General features: G+C 68.3%; 22 protein-coding genes and 2 pseudogenes. 11 read left to right on the plus strand and 13 right to left on the minus strand.

Features of this window, described 5'->3' with window-relative positions:
* Positions 1–266 precede the first annotated feature (266 nt).
* Positions 267–650 carry a DUF2147 domain-containing protein gene (locus ABS73_RS10025; RefSeq protein ID WP_277022754.1) on the minus strand — a complete coding sequence of 128 codons (384 nt, stop codon included), beginning with the start codon at positions 648–650 and terminating at the stop codon, positions 267–269.
* 139 nt (positions 651–789) lie between these two features.
* Here ABS73_RS10025 and hisA point away from each other — a divergent pair, with 139 nt between their 5' ends.
* The 6 genes from hisA to aat all read left to right on the plus strand — a co-directional run bounded on the left by hisA (position 790) and on the right by aat (position 5,339).
* Positions 790–1,506: a 1-(5-phosphoribosyl)-5-[(5-phosphoribosylamino)methylideneamino]imidazole-4-carboxamide isomerase gene (gene hisA, locus ABS73_RS10030; RefSeq protein ID WP_277022751.1), complete on the plus strand. Its 717-nt coding sequence runs from the start codon at positions 790–792 to the stop codon at positions 1,504–1,506.
* 125 nt (positions 1,507–1,631) lie between these two features.
* A complete protein-coding gene (gene hisF, locus ABS73_RS10035; RefSeq protein ID WP_277022748.1) occupies positions 1,632–2,393 on the plus strand; it encodes an imidazole glycerol phosphate synthase subunit HisF in 762 nt (253 codons plus the stop codon).
* Entirely contained in the window at positions 2,390–2,707 is a 318-nt protein-coding gene (locus ABS73_RS10040; RefSeq protein ID WP_136856854.1) for a phosphoribosyl-ATP diphosphatase, read from the plus strand. Before hisF ends, ABS73_RS10040 begins: the two co-directional genes overlap by 4 nt.
* A 131-nt stretch (positions 2,708–2,838) precedes the next feature.
* Positions 2,839–3,348 carry an acetyl-CoA carboxylase biotin carboxyl carrier protein gene (gene accB / locus ABS73_RS10045; RefSeq protein WP_277022745.1) on the plus strand — a complete coding sequence of 170 codons (510 nt, stop codon included), beginning with the start codon at positions 2,839–2,841 and terminating at the stop codon, positions 3,346–3,348.
* Between the two features lie 5 nt (positions 3,349–3,353).
* The gene (accC, locus tag ABS73_RS10050) at positions 3,354–4,700 is read left to right on the plus strand and encodes an acetyl-CoA carboxylase biotin carboxylase subunit (protein WP_277022742.1); all 1,347 of its coding nucleotides are present in this window, start codon (positions 3,354–3,356) and stop codon (positions 4,698–4,700) included.
* A gap of 6 nt (positions 4,701–4,706) precedes the next feature.
* On the plus strand, positions 4,707–5,339 hold the full coding sequence (gene aat / locus ABS73_RS10055; protein WP_277022739.1) for a leucyl/phenylalanyl-tRNA--protein transferase: 633 nt from the start codon (positions 4,707–4,709) through the stop codon (positions 5,337–5,339).
* On the opposite strand, the gene ABS73_RS10060 is transcribed toward aat, so the two are convergent.
* The 5 genes from ABS73_RS10060 to ABS73_RS10080 form a co-directional block, all read right to left on the minus strand.
* Positions 5,320–5,670: a DUF2155 domain-containing protein gene (locus ABS73_RS10060; RefSeq protein ID WP_277022736.1), complete on the minus strand. Its 351-nt coding sequence runs from the start codon at positions 5,668–5,670 to the stop codon at positions 5,320–5,322. The two genes, aat and ABS73_RS10060, sit on opposite strands and share 20 nt — an antisense overlap.
* The gene (gene mlaD / locus ABS73_RS10065; RefSeq protein WP_277022733.1) at positions 5,667–6,140 is read right to left on the minus strand and encodes an outer membrane lipid asymmetry maintenance protein MlaD; all 474 of its coding nucleotides are present in this window, start codon (positions 6,138–6,140) and stop codon (positions 5,667–5,669) included. Before mlaD ends, ABS73_RS10060 begins: the two co-directional genes overlap by 4 nt.
* A gap of 1 nt (position 6,141) precedes the next feature.
* Positions 6,142–6,516, minus strand: a complete 375-nt coding sequence (locus ABS73_RS10070; RefSeq protein ID WP_277022730.1) for an NADH:ubiquinone oxidoreductase subunit NDUFA12 — start codon at positions 6,514–6,516, stop codon at positions 6,142–6,144.
* An 84-nt stretch (positions 6,517–6,600) separates the two neighbouring features.
* Entirely contained in the window at positions 6,601–7,866 is a 1,266-nt protein-coding gene (clpX, locus tag ABS73_RS10075; RefSeq protein ID WP_136856848.1) for an ATP-dependent Clp protease ATP-binding subunit ClpX, read from the minus strand.
* 159 nt (positions 7,867–8,025) lie between these two features.
* Positions 8,026–8,658: an ATP-dependent Clp protease proteolytic subunit gene (locus tag ABS73_RS10080; protein ID WP_277018385.1), complete on the minus strand. Its 633-nt coding sequence runs from the start codon at positions 8,656–8,658 to the stop codon at positions 8,026–8,028.
* A 167-nt stretch (positions 8,659–8,825) separates the two neighbouring features.
* Between ABS73_RS10080 and pth the strand changes: the two are divergent.
* The 4 genes and pseudogenes from pth (at position 8,826) to ABS73_RS10100 (ending at position 11,500) form a co-directional block, all read left to right on the plus strand.
* Positions 8,826–9,477 (plus strand): annotated as a pseudogene (pth, locus tag ABS73_RS10085) (aminoacyl-tRNA hydrolase).
* A 23-nt stretch (positions 9,478–9,500) separates the two neighbouring features.
* Positions 9,501–10,472: pseudogene (locus tag ABS73_RS10090) on the plus strand (DUF2332 domain-containing protein); the annotation flags it as partial.
* A 61-nt stretch (positions 10,473–10,533) separates the two neighbouring features.
* Positions 10,534–10,908, plus strand: a complete 375-nt coding sequence (locus ABS73_RS10095; RefSeq protein WP_277018390.1) for a DUF2237 family protein — start codon at positions 10,534–10,536, stop codon at positions 10,906–10,908.
* Entirely contained in the window at positions 10,886–11,500 is a 615-nt protein-coding gene (locus ABS73_RS10100; protein ID WP_286693447.1) for a DUF4893 domain-containing protein, read from the plus strand. The genes ABS73_RS10095 and ABS73_RS10100 overlap by 23 nt, the downstream gene beginning before the upstream one ends.
* On the opposite strand, the gene trpB is transcribed toward ABS73_RS10100, so the two are convergent.
* The 5 genes from trpB to xdhA are packed head-to-tail and all read right to left on the minus strand — an operon-like array spanning position 11,501 to position 18,577.
* On the minus strand, positions 11,501–12,727 hold the full coding sequence (gene trpB / locus ABS73_RS10105; RefSeq protein WP_136856842.1) for a tryptophan synthase subunit beta: 1,227 nt from the start codon (positions 12,725–12,727) through the stop codon (positions 11,501–11,503).
* A 59-nt stretch (positions 12,728–12,786) separates the two neighbouring features.
* Positions 12,787–14,100, minus strand: coding sequence for a guanine deaminase (guaD, locus tag ABS73_RS10110; RefSeq protein ID WP_277018394.1), 1,314 nt, complete (start codon positions 14,098–14,100; stop codon positions 12,787–12,789).
* On the minus strand, positions 14,088–14,819 hold the full coding sequence (gene xdhC / locus ABS73_RS10115) for a xanthine dehydrogenase accessory protein XdhC (RefSeq protein ID WP_277018396.1): 732 nt from the start codon (positions 14,817–14,819) through the stop codon (positions 14,088–14,090). The genes guaD and xdhC overlap by 13 nt, the downstream gene beginning before the upstream one ends.
* Positions 14,816–17,125 carry a xanthine dehydrogenase molybdopterin binding subunit gene (xdhB, locus tag ABS73_RS10120; protein ID WP_277018399.1) on the minus strand — a complete coding sequence of 770 codons (2,310 nt, stop codon included), beginning with the start codon at positions 17,123–17,125 and terminating at the stop codon, positions 14,816–14,818. The genes xdhC and xdhB overlap by 4 nt, the downstream gene beginning before the upstream one ends.
* 3 nt (positions 17,126–17,128) lie before the next feature.
* On the minus strand, positions 17,129–18,577 hold the full coding sequence (gene xdhA / locus ABS73_RS10125) for a xanthine dehydrogenase small subunit (protein WP_277018400.1): 1,449 nt from the start codon (positions 18,575–18,577) through the stop codon (positions 17,129–17,131).
* 105 nt (positions 18,578–18,682) lie between these two features.
* Between xdhA and ABS73_RS10130 the strand changes: the two genes are divergently transcribed.
* On the plus strand, positions 18,683–19,576 hold the full coding sequence (locus ABS73_RS10130) for a LysR family transcriptional regulator (protein ID WP_277018401.1): 894 nt from the start codon (positions 18,683–18,685) through the stop codon (positions 19,574–19,576).
* Between the two features lie 100 nt (positions 19,577–19,676).
* On the opposite strand, the gene ABS73_RS10135 is transcribed toward ABS73_RS10130, so the two are convergent.
* Together ABS73_RS10135 and ABS73_RS10140 are read right to left on the minus strand one after the other, a co-directional pair.
* Positions 19,677–21,080, minus strand: a complete 1,404-nt coding sequence (locus ABS73_RS10135) for a PepSY-associated TM helix domain-containing protein (RefSeq protein ID WP_277018403.1) — start codon at positions 21,078–21,080, stop codon at positions 19,677–19,679.
* Between the two features lie 70 nt (positions 21,081–21,150).
* Positions 21,151–21,501 (minus strand): hypothetical protein, encoded by a 351-nt coding sequence (locus ABS73_RS10140; protein WP_277018404.1) that lies wholly within the window; start codon positions 21,499–21,501, stop codon positions 21,151–21,153.
* Positions 21,502–21,531 lie beyond the last annotated feature (30 nt).

Below are 21,531 nucleotides of genomic sequence, written 5' to 3' on the forward strand. Positions count from 1 at the left end.
GACCGCGAAGATGACACTGCTCCCGGCAAACGATGTCCCATCGCCAAGAAAGACCTTGCAGAACGACATGCGATTAGATGACAGCCTCGGCGGAGAGCGGCCATCAATGGATCAGCACGACCGGGCGGCCCTGCCCCCAGTCCTTGACGTTAAGTTGTGTGCGATCCCTGGCGGTTATCATGGGCATCTGCTGTCCTCCTTCAGCCTTGGTGGCAGGAAAACGAGCCGGGGGCGGTGCGTTTCGCCCGCCCCCGGTCACGGAGCCGCTAGCGGACCTTGGCCCAGGTCTGACTGCTGCACAGCAACCCGCCCGCGATGCAGCCCGACAGGCTCATCCGGTCGCCCGAAACGGCGGCCTTGCCCGCATAGACGCGGTCGTTGGACGGGCGCCAGACGCGGCCCGCATAGTTGCCGCCGCCCTGAGGCGCCATGTCGATGACGATCTGGCGACCCAGATTGGGCGACTGGTATTCTGCCCCATCGCGGAAGGTGCGGGTGATGGTGCCGCAGAACGCGCCGCCGCAGGGGGCGACGGTGACATGGGCAAAGGCGCCCTCGTCGGGCTGGGTCTGCCAGACCCCCTCGATCGGGTCGGCAAACGCCGCCCCCGCCGCCAGCATCAGCCCGGCCGCCAGAATGAATGGACGCATGAAATCCTCCTCCTCAGGATGGCCTCAGAGTGCGCGCGCCGCCCCCGTCCGGGCAAGCATGACGTCAGGTCCGCCTCTTGCCGATCGGACCCGCCCCGTGGCAAAGGGGGCGCGACCCAACCCGCCGGAGCCTGCCGCCATGATCCTCTATCCCGCCATCGACCTGAAAGACGGCAATTGCGTGCGCCTGCTGCGCGGCGACATGGAGGCCGCGACCGTCTTCGGCACCGATCCGGCGGCCCAGGCCCGCGCCTTCCAGGATGCGGGCGCCGAATGGCTGCACCTGGTCGACCTGAACGGCGCCTTTGCGGGCAAGCCGGTGAATGCCGCCGCGGTCGAGGCGATCCTGGCCGCGACCTCGATCCCCACCCAGCTGGGCGGCGGCATCCGCGACATGGCCACCATCGAGGCCTGGCTGGACCGCGGCCTGTCCCGCGTCATCCTGGGCACCGTCGCGGTCGAGGACCCCGACCTGGTCCACCAAGCCGCCGCCGCCTTTCCGGGGCGCATCGCGGTGGGCATCGACGCGCGGGCGGGCCGCGTCGCCACCCGCGGTTGGGCGACCGAGACCGACATCGATGCCACCGACCTGGCGCGCCGCTTCCAGGACGCGGGCGTGGCCGCCATCATCTATACCGACATCGACCGCGACGGCGCGATGGGCGGCCCCAACATCGCCGCGACCGAGGCGCTGGCCCGCGCCGTCACCATCCCGGTCATCGCCTCGGGCGGCGTCTCCTCTCTGGCCGACCTGACGGCGCTGGCGCAGACCGGCGTCATCGCCGGGGCCATCTCGGGCCGCGCGCTCTATGACGGCGCCATCGACCTGAAGCAGGCGCTCCAAAGCCTCGCCTGACCCTTCTTCTTCACCGAAAATATCCCGGGGGGGCCGCGGCACGCGGCGGGGGGCAGCGCCCCCCCTCTGGCCCAAAGGCCCGCGCTGCGCTAGAACCGGCACCGAACCACATAAAGGCCCGCCCGATGCTCAAGACCCGGATCATCCCCTGCCTGGACGTGGCCGATGGCCGGGTCGTCAAGGGCGTGAATTTCGTCGATCTGCGCGATGCCGGCGACCCGGTCGAGGCCGCCCGCGCCTATGACGCCGCCGGCGCCGACGAGATCTGTTTCCTGGACATCCACGCCACGCATGAAAACCGCGGCACCATGTTCGATCTGGTGACCCGCACGGCGGAACAGTGCTTTGTGCCGCTGACGGTCGGCGGCGGCGTGCGCACGCATGAGGACGTGCGCGCCCTGCTGCTGGCGGGGGCCGACAAGGTCAGCTTCAATTCCGCCGCCGTGGCCGACCCGGACGTGGTCGCCGCCGCCGCCGACCGCTTCGGCAGCCAGTGCATCGTCGTGGCCATCGACGCCAAGACCGTGGCCGACGGCCGGTGGGAGATCTTCACCCATGGCGGCAGGAAGCCCACCGGCATCGACGCCGTCGAATTCGCCCGCCTGGTCGAGGCCAAGGGCGCGGGGGAAATCCTGCTGACCTCGATGGACCGGGACGGCACGCGGTCGGGCTTCAACCTGCCGCTGACGCGGGCCATCGCCGATGCAGTGAACGTGCCGGTCATCGCATCGGGCGGCGTCGGCACGCTGGACCATCTGGTCGAGGGCGTGACCGAGGGCCATGCCAGCGCCGTCCTGGCCGCCAGCATCTTCCATTTCGGCACCCACACCATCGCCGAGGCCAAGGCCCATATGGCGGCGGCCGGCATCCCCATGAGGCTGACATGACCCCGCTTCAGCGCCTCTCGGCCACGATCCAGTCCCGCAAGACCGCCGATCCGGACAGCAGCTGGACCGCGAAACTGCTGGCCAAGGGCCCCGAGAAATGCGCCGAGAAATTCGGCGAGGAGGCCATCGAGGCGATCATCGAGGCCGTCAAGGGCGACCGCGACCGGCTGACCTCGGAGGCCGCGGACGTGATGTTCCACCTGCTGGTCATGCTGGCCGCCCGCGACATCACCCTGGCCGATGTCGAGGCCGAGCTGGCGCGGCGCGACGGGGTCTCGGGGCTGACCGAAAAGGCCGCGCGCCCAAAGGGCTGATTTCAGGCGGCGGATGGCGCAATTCGCCACGCATCGCGCCCTGACCCTTCCCCTTGGGCAGGCACAAGGGCTATAAGCCCCGCAATCGCCGCGCCTGGACGCGGCCCGAACAGAACATGGCAGAGGATGGCATGAGCAACGATTCCCACCACGACAAGCATCACGAGGGCGATGTGGCCTTCATCCGCTCGCTGGCCGAGCTGCTCAATTCCAGCGAGCTGAACGAGATTCAGGTCAAGCGGGAATACGGCGAACATGACCGCCTGACGGTCAGCCTGACCAAGCAGGGCAAGCAGGTCGTCTATGCCCAGGCCGCAGCCGCCCCCGCCGCCGCAGCCCCCGCCCCGGCGGGAACCTCCGCTCCGGCGGCGGCACCCGCCGCAGCCAGCGCCGACCCGGCCACGCTGCCCGGTGCCGTGACCTCTCCGATGGTGGGCACGGCCTATCTGTCGGCCGAACCGGGCGCCGCGCCCTTCATCACCGTGGGCCAGACGGTGGCCGAGGGCGACACGCTGATGATCGTCGAAGCGATGAAGACGATGAACCACATCCCCGCCCCCCGCGCGGGCACGGTGCGCCGCATCCTGATCGACGACGGCACCCCGGTCGAGTTCGGCACGCCCCTGATGATCGTCGAGTGACGCGCATGTTCGACAAGATCCTCATCGCCAACCGGGGCGAGATCGCGCTGCGCGTGATCCGCGCCTGCCGCGAGATGGGCATCGCATCGGTCGCGGTCCATTCGACCGCCGATGCCGATGCGATGCATGTCCGCATGGCCGACGAATCGGTCTGCATCGGGCCGCCCTCCTCGGCGCAAAGCTATCTGTCGATGCCCGCGCTGATCTCGGCCTGCGAGATCACGGGCGCGCAGGCGATCCATCCGGGCTATGGCTTTCTGTCGGAAAATGCCGGCTTCGTGCAGATGCTGGAAGATCACGACATCACCTTCATCGGCCCGCGCGCGGAACATATCCGCATCATGGGCGACAAGATCACCGCCAAGGACACGATGAAGGCCCTGGGCGTCCCCTGCGTGCCCGGCAGCGAAGGCGGCGTGAACGACGTGGACGAGGCCAAGCAGGTCGCGGCCCAGATCGGCTATCCGGTCATCATCAAGGCCACGGCAGGCGGCGGCGGCCGCGGCATGAAGGTCGCCGAAAACGAGGCGGGCCTCGAGGTCGCCTTCCGCACCGCGCGGTCCGAGGCCAAGGCCGCCTTCGGCAATCCCGACGTCTATATCGAGAAATACCTGCAGCGCCCGCGCCATATCGAGATCCAGGTCTTTGGCGACGGCAAGGGCCGCGCCGTCCATCTGGGCGAGCGCGACTGTTCGCTGCAGCGCCGCCACCAGAAGGTGCTGGAGGAGGCCCCCGGCCCCGCCATCACCCAGGAACAGCGCGACCGCATCGGCAAGGTCTGCGCCGACGCGGTGGCCAAGATCGGCTATTCCGGCGCCGGCACGATCGAGTTCCTGTTCGAGGATGGCGAGTTCTACTTCATCGAGATGAACACCCGCCTGCAGGTGGAACATCCGGTGACCGAGGCCATCTTTGGCGTCGATCTGGTCCGCCAGCAGATCCGCGTCGCCGCAGGCCTGCCGATGGAGTTCCACCAGGAGGATCTGGTGATCAACGGCCATTCCATCGAGGTGCGGATCAACGCCGAAAAGGTGCCGGGCTTTTCGCCCTGCCCGGGCAAGATCACCCAGTATCACGCTCCGGGCGGTCTGGGCGTGCGGATGGATTCGGCGCTGTATCAGGGCTATTCGATCCCGCCCTATTACGACAGCCTGATCGGCAAGCTGATCGTGCACGGCCGCGACCGCGACGAGGCGCTGGCCCGCCTGTCGCGCGCCTTGGGCGAACTGATCGTGGATGGCGTCGACACGACCGTGCCGCTGTTCCGCGACTTGTTGGCCGAGCCGGACATCCAGTCGGGGAACTACTCGATCCACTGGCTGGAGCGCTGGCTGGCGCAGCACTACGCGTAAGGCCCGATGATCACGCCCGCGCAACTGCTGACCGGCTATGCGCGCGGCGTGTTTCCCATGGCCGAAAGCGCGGATGACGACCGCCTCTACTGGTTCGATCCCCCAATGCGGGGGATCATTCCGGTGGGCGGGGTCCATGCGGCGCGGTCGCTGCGCCGCGATCTGCGGCGGGGCGGCTGGTCGGCCCATCTGGACGGCGATTTCGACGCCGCCGTGGCCGCCTGCGCGGATCGCGACACGACCTGGATCAACGCGCCCCTGGCGGCACTCTATCGCCAGCTGCATGATGCCGGGCACGCCCACGCGATCGAGGTGCGCCGCGACGGGCTGTTCGCCGGCTGCATCTTCGGCATCACCATCGGCGGCGCATTTTTCGGCGAATCAATGATGTCCGCGCAAGAGAATGGGTCGCGGATGGCACTGCTCTGGACCTCCAGCCATCTGCAGCGCTGTGGCTTTGCCCTCTTCGACACACAATTCCTGACGCCGCATCTGGCCCGGATGGGAGGGGTCGAGATACCGCGCGCCGCCTATCGCAGCCGCCTGGCCGCCGCTCTGCGGCGTCAGGCCAACTTTCGCGCGCAACCCCTGCTGTCTGCGGCTGCCGTGACGTCGGGTCTCAGTCCTGGCAGCTCATGACCCAGACATCATAGCGCGCATCGTCCATCGCCGACAGCGCCGGCGAACTGGCGATCATCCACCCGCTGAAGACCGAGGCGTTCTGGCGTAGGTCGGTGATGGCCACCTGCGCAAAGGCATCCGAGCTGGGATCGCCCGAGGGATAGCGGCATTCCCCCAGCCTGATCTCCAACCGGCCATAGCGGACGGCCTCTCCGACCTGCAGCGGAAGGTCGGTGGTCCGCCCGGACACCTTGTCCAAGCCCCGCAGCATCGCCCCCGAAGCCCGCATGGTTTCCTGCGACAGGGCAGGCGTGGCGGCCAGCATCAGGCACATCGCCAGACGGATCACGGTGCGTCCCCTGCCGCTTGGCTGTCGACGAATTTCAGCATCAGCTGCAGAAGACTGACGGCGCCCTGGACATCCTCGATCTCATCGCCGGGGGCCAGGTTGTCGGGGCTGCCGCCCGGCTGCAGCTGGATATAGGCGCCGCCCAGCAGACCGTCCGACTGGATCAGCGCGGCGCTGTCGGTGGGCAGGACAATGTCCTGCGGGATGGTCAGGACGGCATCGGCCAGATACGTCTGGGGATTGAGGCGGATCTCGCTGACGCGACCGATGCGCACACCGGCCAGACGCACTTCGGTGCCGACCGCGACTCCATCGACATCGGGAAAGGACGCGGTGACCTGATAGCCCGACGCACGCGGCCACCGATCCTGCGCGGCCCATGCCAGGAAGCCTGCGGCGACCAGCAGCACGACGCCGCCCGCGATCAGTTCCGCCGTCGCCTCGGTGCGCGGGGCTGTGCCGTGCGCCATCTTATTCCGGGCGCCACGCGTCATAGTCGCTGCGCACCGCAGGCTGCACCCGATAAAGCGAGCCCGCAGGCACATAGGCGCCCGGCGTGCCGGTCAGGTTCGGCTGATGGGGCTGCTCCCACTCCCGGTGCGGCACGGCCAGTTCGGTCGGAGCCTCGTTCCAGGTGTGGTGCAACCAGCCATGCCATTCCGGGCTGATCTGGCTGGCCTCGGCTTCGGCCTTGTAGATCACCCAACGCCGCTTGCCGTCGGCCGTCTTGTAGAAGATGTTGCCGACCGCATCCTCGCCGACCTTCACGCCATTGCGCCAGGTCCAGAACTGGGTGTTGAGCGTCTGGCTGTTCCACCAGGTCAGAAAGCGCAGCAGGAACGACATGGTTGGCACCCTCGAGCAATCGGATTTCCATGGGATATGCCCCAGAACCCGCGCAAGGTCCAGCCTTGCGCGGACCGTCGAAGCTTATCCGGCCGAGGCCGTTTCCTTCTTGGGATCGACATGGATCAGCAGCGGCTTGGCCGAGGGGTTCTCGACGGCCTCGTCGTTGACGACCACCTCCTGCACGCTGTCCAGACCGGGCAGTTCGAACATGGTGTCCAGCAGGATCTCCTCCATGATCGACCGCAGGCCGCGGGCACCGGTCTTGCGCTTGATGGCGCGCTTGGCGATCGCGGTCAGCGCGTCCTCGGTGAAGGTCAGCTGCACCCCCTCGAGGTCGAACAGGCGCTGATACTGCTTGACCAGGGCGTTCTTGGGCTTGGTTAGGATGATGATCAGCGCTTCCTCGTCCAGGTCGGTCAGGGTCGCGATGACCGGCAGGCGGCCGACGAATTCCGGGATCAGGCCGAATTTCAGCAGGTCTTCCGGCTCCAACTCCTTGAACAGCTCACCCACGCCTTGGTCGCCCGCCTCCTTGACGGAGGCTCCAAAGCCCATCGCGGTGCCCTTGTTGCGCTGCGCGATGATGCGGTCCAGGCCCGCAAAGGCGCCGCCACAGATGAACAGGATGTTCGTGGTGTCGACCTGCAGGAACTCCTGCTGGGGATGCTTGCGGCCGCCCTGCGGGGGAACCGAAGCCACGGTCCCCTCCATGATCTTGAGCAGGGCCTGCTGCACGCCCTCGCCCGACACGTCGCGGGTGATCGAGGGGTTGTCGGACTTGCGCGTGATCTTGTCGACCTCGTCGATATAAACGATGCCGCGCTGCGCGCGCTCGACGTTGTATTCCGACGACTGCAGCAGCTTGAGGATGATGTTCTCCACATCCTCGCCGACATAGCCCGCCTCGGTCAGCGTGGTCGCATCTGCCATCGTGAAGGGCACGTCCAGGATCCGCGCCAGGGTCTGGGCCAGCAGCGTCTTGCCGCAGCCGGTCGGGCCGATCAGCAGGATGTTCGACTTGGCCAGCTCGATGTCGGTCTTGGAACCGTGGTTCAGACGCTTGTAGTGGTTGTGGACCGCCACGGACAGCACACGCTTGGCATGTTCCTGACCGATCACGTAATCGTCCAGCACGCCGCAGATTTCGCGCGGAGTGGGCACACCGTCGCCGGATTTCAGGCCGCTGGTCTTGGTCTCCTCGCGGATGATGTCCATGCACAGCTCGACGCATTCATCGCAGATGAACACGGTCGGTCCCGCGATCAGCTTGCGGACCTCGTGCTGGCTCTTGCCGCAGAAGCTGCAATAGAGCGTGTTCTTGCTGTCGCCGCCGGACTGGTTCGCCATCGTCCATTTCCTAAACTACCGCCACGCAAGGCCGCGTCGCGGGCGACGGCGGGGCTGTCCCGCACGCCGCATCTTCGGTTCCCCTGCGCCGGATCGGCCGCCGCAGGTCATTCGCACCATGTTACGGGCCAGCCCGGCCCGTCACAATCCCCCGGAGGCCTATTTCTTCTCCGGCACGGCCTTGCCGCGCGGGGCCAGAACCTCGTCGATCAGGCCCCACTCCTTGGCATCCTCGGCGGTCATGAAGCGGTCACGCTCCAGCGCCTCCTCGACCTCGGACAGCGACTTGCCGGTGTGGTGGACATAGATCTCGTTCAGGCGCCGCTTGAGCTTCTCGGTCTCGCGCGCATGGATCAGGATGTCGGTGGCCTGGCCCTGATACCCGCCCGAGGGCTGGTGCACCATCACGCGGCTGTTGGGCAGCGAATAGCGCAGGCCGGGTTCGCCCGCGGCCAGCAGCAGCGAGCCCATCGAGGCCGCCTGCCCCACCACCAGCGTCGAGACCCGCGGCTTTATGTACTGCATCGTGTCATAGATCGACAGGCCGGAGGTCACGACACCGCCGGGGCTGTTGATATACATGCTGATATCCTTGGACGGGTTCTCCGCCTCCAGGAACAGCAGCTGCGCGCAGATCAGCGTGGACATGCCGTCATGGACCGGTCCCGAAACGAAGATGATCCGTTCCTTGAGCAGCCGCGAGAAGATGTCATAGGCCCGTTCCCCGCGAGAGGTCTGTTCGACCACCATGGGAACAAGGGTGTTCATGTAGAATTCTGCCGGATCGCTCATCGTCTGTCCTTGCCGTTACGTCCCTGTCCCCGCGATTCGTCCGGGCCTGAATCCCTGTCTTAGCCGCGAAAGGTTGACAGAGTCTTAGTAACGGGCAAGGACAGCCGCAAGGGATGGAACGAAAATCGACCCGCGCGCCCCCTCGCGCGACCGGACAGGAGGCAGCGATGAAGCTGATCGTGGGCTTGGGCAATCCCGGCGCAAAATATGCGTCCAATCGTCACAACATTGGCTTCATGGCGCTGGACCGGATCGCCGCCGACCACGGATTCGGCCCCTGGCGGACGCGGTTTCAGGGGCAGACGGCGGAGGGGCAGCTGGGGGCGACGCGCGTCGCCCTGCTCAAGCCGCAGACATTCATGAACCTGTCGGGGCAGTCCGTGGGCGAGGCGATGCGCTATCTGAAGCTGACCCCCCAGGACGTGATCGTGCTGCATGACGAGCTGGACCTGGCCCCCGGCAAGGCCCGCGTCAAGCAGGGCGGCGGGCATGCGGGACATAACGGGTTGCGTTCGATGCACCAGCATATCGGGGCGGAATACGGGCGCGTCAGGCTGGGCATCGGGCATCCCGGCCACAAGGATCGCGTGGCGGGATACGTGCTGTCGGATTTCGCCAAGGCCGAACAGGACTGGCTGGACGACCTGCTGCGCGGCATCTCGGACGGGGCGGTGGCGCTGGCGGCGGGCGCGCAACAGCGGCAGCGAGGCGCCCAAGCCCAAGCCCGCCCCGAAACCTGCCGCGCCGACGCCCGAACCCGCCGCCCGCCCCGACACGCTGGCCGACCGGCTGCGCGCCCTGACCGACCGCTTTCGGTGAGCGCGGTGACCCAAGCCTTCGCCCGTCAGGCGCAGGCCTGCGCGGCGTTAGGCTCTCCGCTGACGGCGGCACTGTGCCGCATGCTGCCCGAGGCGTTGGATGGCCCGGTGGGCGCCCGCGTCCGCGACTGGCCGGGCGATCCGTCGAACCGGGCGGATTCGCTGCCCTTGCGGCTGTGCGGGGCGCTGCATGCGCTGGTGCTGACCGATGCCGCGCCCGCGCTGGCGGCGGCCTATCGGGCGCGTCACGTCATGCCCGCGCTGCTGCGCGCGACCCTGCTGCAGCATGCCGACACGGTGCTGGACTGGCTGGAAAGCCCGCCCCAGACCAACGAAGTCGCCCGCGCGGCCGCCCTGATCGGCGCGGCGCGCCACCTGGCGGCCCTGTCACCCCGGCCCCTGCGGCTGCTGGAGCTGGGCGCCTCGGCCGGGCTGAACCTCAACTTCGACCGCTTTCACCTGGGGGCGGGGCCGGGCGGCGTGGTGCTGACGCCGGAATGGTCCGGTCCCGTGCCGCAATCCGCCTTTGTGGTGGCCAGCCGGCGGGGCGTCGATCTGAACCCGCTGGACCCCGATCGCGACGGGCTGCGGCTGATGGCCTATTGCTGCGCCGATCAGGACGACCGCCTGGCGCGGCTGAGCGCCGCGCTGGATCTGGCGCGGCGGCATCCGGTGCCGGTCGACCAGGGCGATGCGGGGCAATGGCTGGCGGACCGGCTGGCCGCGCCCGCGCCGGGGCGGCTGACGCTGGTCTATCATACCATCGTCGCCCAGTATTTCCCGCCCGCCACCCGGACCGCCTGCGCCGAGGCGCTGGCGCATGCGGGCAGCACTGCCACCCCCGACGCGCCGCTGGCCCATCTGCGGATGGAGGCCGATGGCGGGCCGGACGCGGCACTGGACCTGACCCTGTGGGACGGGACGCGGCGCGACTGGTCGCTTGGGCGCGCGGATTTCCACGGCAGGCACATCCTGTGGCAGCCGCGCCCGATGTGACCGCCTGCCCCCTTTCCTTGGCGGCCCCCCGCGCCTAACCTGTCCCAAAGAGGAGACCGGCATGGAGCCTTCGATCAACGTCCTGGGTGGCGCGCTGCAGCCCTGCTCGACCGCACCGGTCACCGGGTTCTATCGCAACGGCTGCTGCGATACCGGCCCCGAGGATCGCGGCAGCCACACGGTCTGCGTGATCCTGACCGACGAATTCCTGGCCATGTCGCGCTATCTGGGCAATGACCTGACCACGCCGCGCCCGGAATGGGGCTTTCCGGGGCTGAAGGCGGGCGACCGCTGGTGCCTCTGCGCCAGCCGCTTTCTGCAGGCCGCGCAGGAATTCGCGGCCCCGGTCGTGGTGCTGGAATCGACCCATCGGCGGGCGCTGGACATCGTGCCGCTGGACCTGCTGCGCCGCCATGCGCAAAGCGATGCGCAATAGGGCGCTGCTGATCGCGGCCCTGCTGATGGGCGCGGCACCGGCTGCGGCCCTGGGGCCGTCGCTGGACGCGGTGATCCGCGCCGATGACGTGGCACGGCTGGCGCAGCTGGACCCGATCGCGGGCCGCACCCTGCGCGACGCGCTGGCCCAGGGGTCCGCGGATGATCGCGCCGTGCTGGTGGCGGGCCTGTCGGGCGCGGCCCTGTCCGACGATCAGGCGGCGGCGATCCTGCCCGGCGATTGGTCGTGTCGGATGCTCAAGCTGGGCGGGGGGCTGGCGCTGGTGGTCTATCAGCCGTTCCAGTGCCGCATCGACGCCGATGGCAGCCTGGTCAAGCTGACCGGATCACAGCGCATGACCGGCCGGATCGGGCCGGTGGGGTGCCGTCTGACCTATCTGGGCACGGGCCATGTCGCGGGGGACACGCCCCTGCCCTATGAGGCGCTGCCGCCCCAGACCGACCCCGCGGCCAGCCCGCAGCTGGTCCCCGAGGCAGGCCTGGTCGAGGTCACGGGCCGCAACGCCGCCCGCATCCTGATGCCCGCCCCGGTCCTGGAATCGGACCTGAACATCCTGCTGCTGAGCCGCTGATCAGGTCTTGATGTCGAACCCCAGATGCTTGGCGACGGTAAAGATGTCCTTGTCGCCGCGTCCGCACATGTTCATCACGATAATATGGTCGGCAGGCAGGTCGGGCGCGATCTTGATGACATGGGCCAGGGCGTGGGCGGGCTCCAGCGCGGGAATGATCCCCTCCAGCGCGCAGCACAGCTGGAACGCGCCAAGCGCCTCATCGTCGGTGATGCTGACATATTCGGCGCGGCCCATATCCTTCAGCCAGGCATGTTCGGGGCCGATGCCCGGATAATCCAGGCCCGCGCTGATCGAATGGCCCTCCAGGATCTGGCCGTCATCGTCCTGCAGCAGATAGGTGCGGTTGCCGTGCAGCACGCCTGCGCGCCCGCCCGACAGGCTGGCGCAATGCTGCATGCGGTCATCCACACCCTTGCCCCCGGCCTCGACGCCGATGATGCGGACCTCCTTGTCGTCCAGGAAGGGATAGAACAGCCCCATCGCGTTCGACCCGCCGCCGATGGCCGCGATGATGGTGTCGGGCAGGCGGCCTTCGCGCGGCATGATCTGTTCGCGGACCTCCTTGCCGATGATCGACTGGAAATCGCGCACCATCGCCGGATAGGGATGCGGCCCCGCCACCGTGCCGATGCAATAGAAGGTGTCGCGCACATTGGTCACCCAATCGCGCAGCGCGTCGTTCATCGCGTCCTTCAGCGTGCCGCGACCGCTGGTCACGGGCACAACCTCTGCGCCCAGCAGGCGCATGCGGAACACGTTGGGCGCCTGGCGTTCGACGTCATGCGCGCCCATATAGACCACGCATTTCAGCCCGAACCGCGCGCAGACGGTGGCGGTGGCCACGCCGTGCTGGCCCGCGCCGGTTTCGGCGATGATACGGGTCTTGCCCATGCGGATCGCCAGCAGGATCTGGCCCAGCACGTTGTTGATCTTGTGCGCGCCGGTATGGTTCAGCTCGTCGCGCTTCATATAGACCTTGGCGCCGCCCAGATGCTCGGTCATGCGCTCCGCGAAATAGAGCGGGCTGGGGCGGCCCACGTAATGGGTCCACAGATCGTTCATCTGGTCCCAGAAGGCCGGGTCGGTCTTGGCGCGTTCGTATTCGGCCTCCAGCTCCAGGATCAGCGGCATCAGCGTCTCGCTGACGAACCGCCCGCCATAGATGCCGAAACGGCCCTGCTCGTCGGGACCGGTGGTAAAGCTGTTCAGCAGATCGTCGGCCATGGGATGCGCCTTTGGGTCAGGATGGGATGCGGGCCACGGATCGGCCCCTTGGCACCGTTCTAGCCCCGTTCTGCGGCGGATTGAAGCCCGCGCGGACCTTCCTTGCAGGGTCGGCCTGCGACATATGTTTGCGCGACGGCCCGGTCGTCGCCCATGATCTGCAGGATGAACAGCTCCTCGGCCAGGGTTTCGGCGCGTTCCGCACGCAGGGCCATGGCGGGGGTGGCACGCGGGTCCAGCACCACCAGATCGGCGGCGCTGCCGGGCGCCAGGGTGCCGATCTCGGCCTCAAGGCCCAGGGTCAGGGCGTTACCGCGCGTAGCCCAGTGGAACGCCGTCAGGGGGTGCATCTTCTGGCCCTGCAGCTGCAGGATCTTGTAGCCCTCGGCCAGGGTGGTCAGCATCGACCAGCTGGTGCCGCCGCCCACATCGGTCGCGATACCGCTGGTGATGCCCCGCCCGCGCAGCCCCTGCGCATCGAACAGCCCCGACCCCAGGAACAGGTTCGAGGTCGGGCAGAAGACCGGGCGGCTGTCGGTTTCGGCAATGCGGTCGATCTCTCGCGGCCCCAGATGGATCGAATGGCCCAACAGCGTACGCGGCCCCAGCAGACCATAGTGATCATAGATATCCAGATAATCCCGTGCCTTGGGATAGAGATTTAAGGTAAAGTCGATCTCGTCCCGGTTCTCGGACAGGTGCGTCTGCAGATGCAGGCCGGGGTTCTCGCGGACCAGCGCGCCTGCCATCTCCATCTGTTCCGGGCTGGAGGTGATCGCGAAACGCGGGGTGATCGCATAAAGCTGGCGGCCCCTGCCATGCCATGCCGCGATCAGCGCCGCGCTGTCATCATAGGACGATTGCGGCGTGTCCTGCACCGCGGGAATGGCGTTGCGGTCCATCATCACCTTGCCCGCGACCATGGCCATGTCGCGCGCATGCGCGGCGCTGAACAGCGCCTCCGCGCTGGCCTTGTGGCTGGAGCAGAAGGCCACCGCTGTCGTCGTGCCATGCGCGGTCAGCTGGTCCAGGAACAGGCCCGCCATGCGCGCGGCGTGGTCGGGGTCGGCGAATTGCGCCTCGGCCGGAAAGGTATAGGTGTTCAGCCAGTCCAGCAGCTGCGCGCCCCAGCTGGCGATGACCTGCAGCTGCGGAAAATGGAGATGCGGGTCGATGAAGCCCGGCAGGATCAGATGCGGGCGGTGGTCGATCTCGGCCAGCCCCTCGCGGGCCAGATCGGCATGATCGCCCAGGGCGACGATGCGGCCATCCTCGACCAGGATCGCGCCGTTCTCCCAATAACGGTGGTTATCGTCCGTATCCTGGGGATCGGCGTGGAAATCGAGGACGCGGCCCCGGATCAGCTGTTGCATGCGGTCTTCTTTGTCTGGGTCGCGGTCAGGCACGCCATCAGTTCGGCGGCGGTGAAGGCGGCGATGATCTCGGGGCGCTTGTCGCGGCTGAAGCCCGCGCCGATGGGACAGGTCAGGGGCGCGGGGTCGATCCCCCGGTCGCGGGCGAAACGGCCGAACTGGGCGCGCTTGGTCGCGCTGCCGATCATGCCGACATAGGACAGGTCCGTGCGGGCCAACGCCTCGGCGGCCAGCAGGAAATCCAGCGCGTGGTCGTGGGTCAGGATGATGACGGCGCTGCCGGGACGCGCGGCGCGGATCTGCACCTCGGGCAGCGGCGTCAGCAGGGTCGGGCCGGTGGCGCGGGCCAACTCATCGGCGCGACTGTCGATCAGCAAGGTATTGACCGGCAGGTGCTGCATCAGCGCCGACAGCGCGCGGCCCACATGGCCTGCGCCAAAGATCAGCACGTCGGGGCGATCCTCGGGCGTCGCCGCCTGCCGGTCCAGCGCCAGCACGACGCGCCCGCCACAGCACTGCCCGATCTCGGGGCCCAGGGGGATGTCCATGCGCGCCGCGGCCTCGCCGCGCGCCAGCATCTGCCGAGCGCGGTCGATGGCCATGTATTCCAGCTGGCCGCCGCCGATGGTGCCCTGCGTGGCGTGGGCGGTCACGATCATCTCGGCCCCCGCCTCGCGCGGGGTGGACCCCCGCGCGGATATGATCCGGACGCGGATCATCCGCGCAGCCGCTCCACCGCCATCAGCACGCGTTCGGGCGTGGCGGGGGCGTCCAGACGCGCGGGTTCGCGATAGCCCGCGATGGATGCCACGGCCATGTTGATCGCCTCGAACACGCTGATGCCCAGGACGAAGGGCGGCTCTCCGACGGCCTTGGAGCGCTTGATGGTGCGCTCGGTCGCCTCGGACCAGTCGGCCAGCGCCACGTTGAAGATGCGCGGCCGATCCGACGCCAGCGGCACCTTGTAGGTCGAGGGCGCATGCGTCCGCAGCCGGCCCTTGTCGTCCCACCACAGCTCCTCGGTGGTCAGCCAGCCCGCACCCTGCACAAAGGCCCCCTCGACCTGGCCCCGGTCCAGCGCGGGGTTCAGGCTGCGGCCCACGTCATGCAGGATGTCCGTGCGGTCGATGACATATTCGCCGGTCAGCGTGTCCACCGACACCTCGGACACCGCCGCCCCATAGGCGAAGTAATAGAACGGCCGCCCCTGCCCCGTGGTCCGGTCCCAATGGATCTTGGGCGTCTTGTAGAACCCCGCCGCCGACAGCTGGATGCGCGCCATATAGGCCGCGCGGATCACCTGGTTGAAGGCGATCATCTCATCGCCCGCCCGCACATGGCCGGGCACGAAGGCCACCTGATCCTCGGCGACCTTCCAGTGGTCCGCCACGAACGCCACCAGCCGCGCCTTTATCTGATTGGCCGCGTCCAGCGCCGCCATGCCGTTCAGGTCGGTCCCCGACGACGCCGCCGTGGCCGAGGTGTTCGGCACCTTCTCGGTCGTCGTCTTGGTGATCTTGATGCGGCTGATGTCGCATTGGAACGCCTCGGCCACGACCTGGGCCACCTTGGTGTTCAAGCCCTGCCCCATCTCGGTCCCGCCATGGTTCAGGTGGATCGAGCCGTCGGAGTAGACATGGATCAGCGCCCCCGCCTGGTTGAACCAGGTCGCGGTGAAGCTGATGCCGAACTTCACGGGCGTCAGCGCGATGCCCTTGCGGATCACACCGCCCTGCGCGTTCCAGTCCAGCACCGCCTGCCTGCGCGCCTGATAGTCGCTGGTCTGCTCCAGCTCCTCGATCAGGCGCGGCAGGATCTGGTCCTGCACCTCCTGGTGATAGGGGGTCAGCTGGCCGTTCTGATACAGGTTGCGCTTGCGCACCTCCAGCGGGTCCAGGCCCAGGGCATAGCCGATCTCCTCGACCATGCGTTCGGCCATGATCGCGCCCTGCGGCCCGCCAAAGCCGCGGAATGCGGTGTTGCTGACCGTGTTCGTGCGCATCGGATGCGACGACACCCGCACATCGGGATAGAAATAGGCGTTGTCGGCGTGAAACAGCGCCCGGTCCGTGACGGGGCCGCTAAGGTCCGCCGAAAACCCGCAGCGGGCATAGAGATCGCCCTCCACCGCCCGGATGCGGCCCTCATCGTCAAAGCCCACCGCATAGTCGATCACGAAGTCATGCCGCTTGCCGGTCGCGGTCATGTCGTCGTCGCGGTCGGGGCGGATCTTGACCGCGCGGTGCCAGCGCTTCGCGGCCACGGCGGCGACGCAGGCGAACAGGTTCATCTGCGTCTCTTTCCCGCCGAACCCCCCGCCCATGCGGCGCACGTTGACCACGACCGCATTGCTGGGCACGCCCAGGACATGGGCGACCATGTGCTGCACCTCGGACGGGTGCTGGGTCGAGACATGCAGCGCGACCTCGTCATCCTCGCCCGGGATGGCCAGGGCGATCTGGCCCTCCAGATAAAAGTGATCCTGCCCGCCCACGGCAAAGCGCCCGGTGATCCGGCGCGGCGCGTCCGCCATGGCCGCCGCCGCATCGCCGCGCTTCAGCGTCAGCGGGTCGGTCACATAGCCCATCCCCGCATCCCGCGCAGCGATCGGGTCCAGCGCATGGGGCAGCCCGTCGTAGTCGATCCGCGCCTTGTGTGCCGCGCGCCGCGCCTGATCGCGCGTCTCGGCGATGACAGCAAAGACCGGCTGGCCCCAGAAATGCACCACCCCTTCGGCAAAGATCGGGTCGTCGTTCTTGCCATTGGGCGAGACGTCATTGACGCCCGGCAGGTCGGCTGCGGTCAGTACGCCCAGCACGCCGGGCTGGGCCAGCGTATCGGTGAAATCCACCCCAGTGATGCGACCATGCGCGCAGGTGGACAGGCCCAGATAGGCGTGGATCGTACCGGTGGGTTCCACCAGATCGTCGGTGTAATCAGCGCGGCCGGTGACATGCTTGATGGCGCTGTCGTGGATGGTGTCCTGATGCGCCTGGCCGGTGATGGGTGCGGTGTCGTCCTTCATGGCTCAGACCCCTTCGCTCTGGCGCAGCCGCACGGGCAGGCCGGGTTCGGATTGCTCCAGCCAGAAGCGCCGGATCAGGTTGCGCGCGACGGTGGCGCGATATTCGGCGCTGGCGCGCATGTCGGTCATCGGCTGGAAGTCGCCCGCGATGGCGCGGGCGGCGGCATCGAATGCGGCCTCCGTGAAGGGCTGACCCGTCAGCGCCGCCTCGGCCGCGCGGGCGCGTTTGGGCGTGCCCGCCATGCCGCCAAAGGCCAGCCGCGCGCCGGTGATCACGCCGTCCGCCACATCGACGCGGATGCCCACCGCGACCGAGGTGATGTCGCTGTCGCGCCGCTTGCTGATCTTGTAGGCGGCGATGCGCGCCTGGCGGTGGATGGGGATCAGGATCGCCTCGACGAACTCACCGGGCTGGCGGTCCTGCTTGCCGTAATCGATGAAGAACGCCTCCAGCGGCATCTCGCGACGCTGATCACCCCGGCGCAGCACGATCCGCGCATCCAACGCGATCAGCAGCGGTGGCGTGTCGCCAATGGGCGAGCCGTTGGCGATGTTCGCGCCGATGGTGCCAGCGTTCCTGACCTGCCAGCCGCCGATGCGCGACCAGTATTCGGCGGCCTGCGGGATGTGGCGCGCGATTACCGGCGCGGCCTCGGAATAGGTGACGCCCGCGCCAAGGCGGATCAGGTCACCCTCGACCGTGATTTCCTTCATCAGATGGCCGATGAAGATGGCGGGGCTGATGTCGCGCATGAATTTCGTGACCCACAGGCCGACATCGGTGGCCCCGGCGACCAGCGTGGCGCCGGGCTCCTCCAGCAGGGCCGCGGCCAGGTCGTCGGTATCGGCGGGGACCAGTGCCCGGTCCGCGCCGCGCGCAAGCGAAACCCTGGCGCCACGCATCCCGGCCAGGCGCGCGGCCACCGCTTCGCGTTCGCGGGCCAGCGCGTCCTGAGCCTGCCCTCCGGCAGCGCCCGCCGCCAGCGCGGCCCGGATGATGGGCGCATAGCCGGTGCAGCGGCAGATGTTGCCCTGCAACGCGGTCTCGATCTCGGCCGCGCCCGCATCGGGGTTGGTCATCCACAGCCCGTACAGCGCCATGACGATGCCCGGCGTGCAGAACCCGCACTGGCTGCCGTGATGCGCGACCATCGCCGCCTGGATCGGGTGCAGCCCGCCGTCCGGACCGCGCAGATGCTCGACGGTCACGATATGGGTCGCGTGGCACGACGCCATCAGCCGGATGCAGGCGTTGATCGGCTCATAGACCAGGCCATCGGGCGTCAGGCGGCCCGACAGCACGGTGCAGGCGCCGCAATCGCCCTCGGCGCAGCCTTCCTTGGTGCCGGTCATGCGGCGCGTCAGGCGCAGGTGGTCCAGCAGCGTGTCGGAGGCGCCGACCTCGGTCAGTGCCACCTCGGTGTCGTTGAGCAGAAAACGCAGCTGGGTCATGGGGGTCTTTCCTTGCATGGTCCGATGCTAGGCCCGAACGTGTGGACGCGAAATCGCCCGTGGCATAGAAGACTTTACACGAAACGTTGAAAGCGGGCCAATCTCATGTCCTATCTGGAAAGCCTGCGGGTCTTTGTGCGGGTGGTCGAGCTGGGCTCGATCACCGCCGGAGGCAGGGATCTGCGGCTTTCTCCGGCAGTTGCCTCCAATCGCATCAAGGATCTTGAAAATCGGTTCGGGCTGCGGCTGCTGAACCGCACCACGCGCAAGCTGACGCCGACCGAGATCGGGCGCGCCTTCTATGACCACGCGCGGCGCGTGATCGACACGCTGGACGAGGCCGAGGCGCTGGTCAGCAGCTTTTCGGGCAAGCCGCAGGGCGTGATCCGGCTGACCGCGCCCCTGGGGCTGGGGCGGCGGCTGATCGCGCCGCTGATCCCGGGCTTCTGCGCCGACAATCCGGGCATCGAGATCCGCCTGCGCCTGTCGGACCGCAACGTCAACATCGTCGAGGATGCGATCGACCTGGCCTTCTTTCTGGGCGAGCCTGCGGATTCGGCGCTGAAATGGCGCAAGATCGCCGATTGTCCACGCGTGCTGGTCGCAGCACCCGCCTATCTGGCGCGCGAGGGGGTGCCGGGGGTGCCGGACGATCTGGCCGGGCACAACTGCCTGCTGCTGCGCTATCCGCGCAGCCCGGAATATTACTGGGTGCTGCAGACCGACGAGGGGCCGCGCAAGATGATGGTGCAGGGGCGGTTCGACACCGATGACGGCGACGTGCTGCGCGATTGGGCGCTGGCGGGGCATGGCATCGCGAACCGGCCGCTTTATGAGGTGGCCGAGGATATCGCGGCGGGGCGGCTGGTCGAGGTGTTGCCGGATCACCGCCCCCTGCCTGCGCAATTCGGCTGTCTGACGCCGCATCGGCGGTTGCAGGACCCTAAGGTGCGGATGTTCGCCGATCACGCAGTGCGGGAATTGCGCCCGCTGTTCTGAACCGAGGGGCTTGGGTCCTTGCCGGGGGCGCAGCGTGGCGCCCCGGCCCCCCATCGAGGGGGACCGGGGCGCCCGGGGCCTGCAGGCCCCGTGGCGCGCCTCAGCTGAAGGCGTACCTGAGCGCCGGGAAGCGCGACAGAACCAGCCAGTCCAGCGCCAGAACCGCGGCAAAGGTGATGCCCGCCATCGGGAAGGCGATGCCGATGACCAGGCCGGTGATGATCGCGCCCTTCCACAGGGGCATGTCGCGCGGCATCGGTGGCGCCACCAGCCGCGACTGTCCTGCAGGGCGACGTTTCCACCACAGCACGATGGCAGAGACGCAGAGGAAGATCACCGCCAGGCAGAAGGCGGTGTTGGCCAGCACGCTCCACAGGCCCAGGGTGCCCATGTGCAGCGCGATGCCGACGGCCATTGCCTTGCCGGCGATGCTGTAATCGGCATAGCCGACATCGGCCAGAATGCGGCCCGTATGCTGGTCCACATGCACGGTGCGGTCATCGGTGGGGTTCAGGCTGTCGGTGCTCATGCTGTCGCGGGTGAGGGTCCAGACGCCCGTCTCTCCGCGCGGCAGGTTGAGCTGATAGCGGCCGTCGAACCCGATCCGGCGGGCCAGCGCATCAACCGTGTCGATGGTCACGCGGGTGCCGGGGGCCACACCGGGCGTGCCCGCCTGGCTGCCCGAGGCGGGCATGGGGGTCTGCTCCAGCGCCCAGGGGACCTCCTTGGGGCCGGTGTTCATGCTGGCATGGGTCATGTCGGACAGCGGCACCGCGTCCCATTTCTCCGCCGGAAAGGTCGACCAGGCTTGCACCATCCGACCGCCCCAGACCCCCGCCCAGGACAGGCCCGAGATCAGGAAGAACAGCAGCACGACCGAGATCCAGACCCCGGTCACCCGATGCAGCGATTTCCACAGCGCCCGCCCCCGCGCGGCCAGATTCGGGACCAGCGCCGCGCGCAGCCCCTGCCCGCGCGGCCACCACAGATAAAGGCCCGTGGCCAGCAGCATGATGCCAAGCGAGGCCGCGATCTCGATCATGCGGTCGCCCGCGACGCCCAGAAGCAGGCTGCCATGGACGACGTCGGCCCAGTCATACCAGCCGCTGCGGCGCGGGAAATCGGTGATGACCTCGGCGCGGTAGGGATCGACGACGACAGTGCGCGGGCCCTCCGCCCCGTCGATGCGAAAGATCGCGGCCAGATCGGGGGCGCGGGGCGCGATGTATTGCACGGGCTGGCCGCCCGGAACGGCGGTGATCGCCACGGCGGCCTGCAGCGTCAGGCTGGCCGGTTCGCCCCGGGGCAGGACGGGGATGCGTTCGCCGTCGCGGCCCTCCAGATGGGCGATCCACAGCATCATCATGCCGGTCACGGCCAGGATCAGAAAGAACGGGATGACGAACAATCCGGCATAGAAATGCCAGCGCCAGGCGGCGCGATAGAGCTTGGCGGCGCGGCCGGGATCGGCGGCCTCCGCCGAGGCGGTGTCGGTGGTGGTCATGGGGATATCCTTGGCGCAGCCGTCACGGGACGGCCTGCGGGCTTGCGACGAACGGTTCGGGAACGGTCTGTCAGGCCAGGAGCGGCGCGCGGGCATGGCCCGTGCCGGGCGCCTCGGCCGCGCGCCACAGATCGCGGCCTGCGGGGCGCGGGGGCTGACCGGTCAGCCGCAGCCACAGGGGCTGCGCCAGGGGTGCCGTGCCATCGGACGGTGCGACCAGCAGGCAGGGCGCGTCATGACCCTGCACCGGCGCGGGCCGGTCATCGGGGGACAGCGTGATCGTCTGCATCCCGTGACCGGTGCAGATCACCACCACGCGGTCATCGACCAGCCCAAGCTGCGCCAGCGCCGCCGAGGATTTCGGCAGCACCACGCCAAGGATCACCCCCAGCAGCAGGAACAGGCGCAAAGCGGTCAGCATCGCCCGCCTGTTAGCGCGCGCCGCAGCGCC

It is taken from the genome of Paracoccus sp. SCN 68-21 (genome assembly GCF_001724535.1).
GTDB lineage: Bacteria > Pseudomonadota > Alphaproteobacteria > Rhodobacterales > Rhodobacteraceae > Paracoccus > Paracoccus hibiscisoli.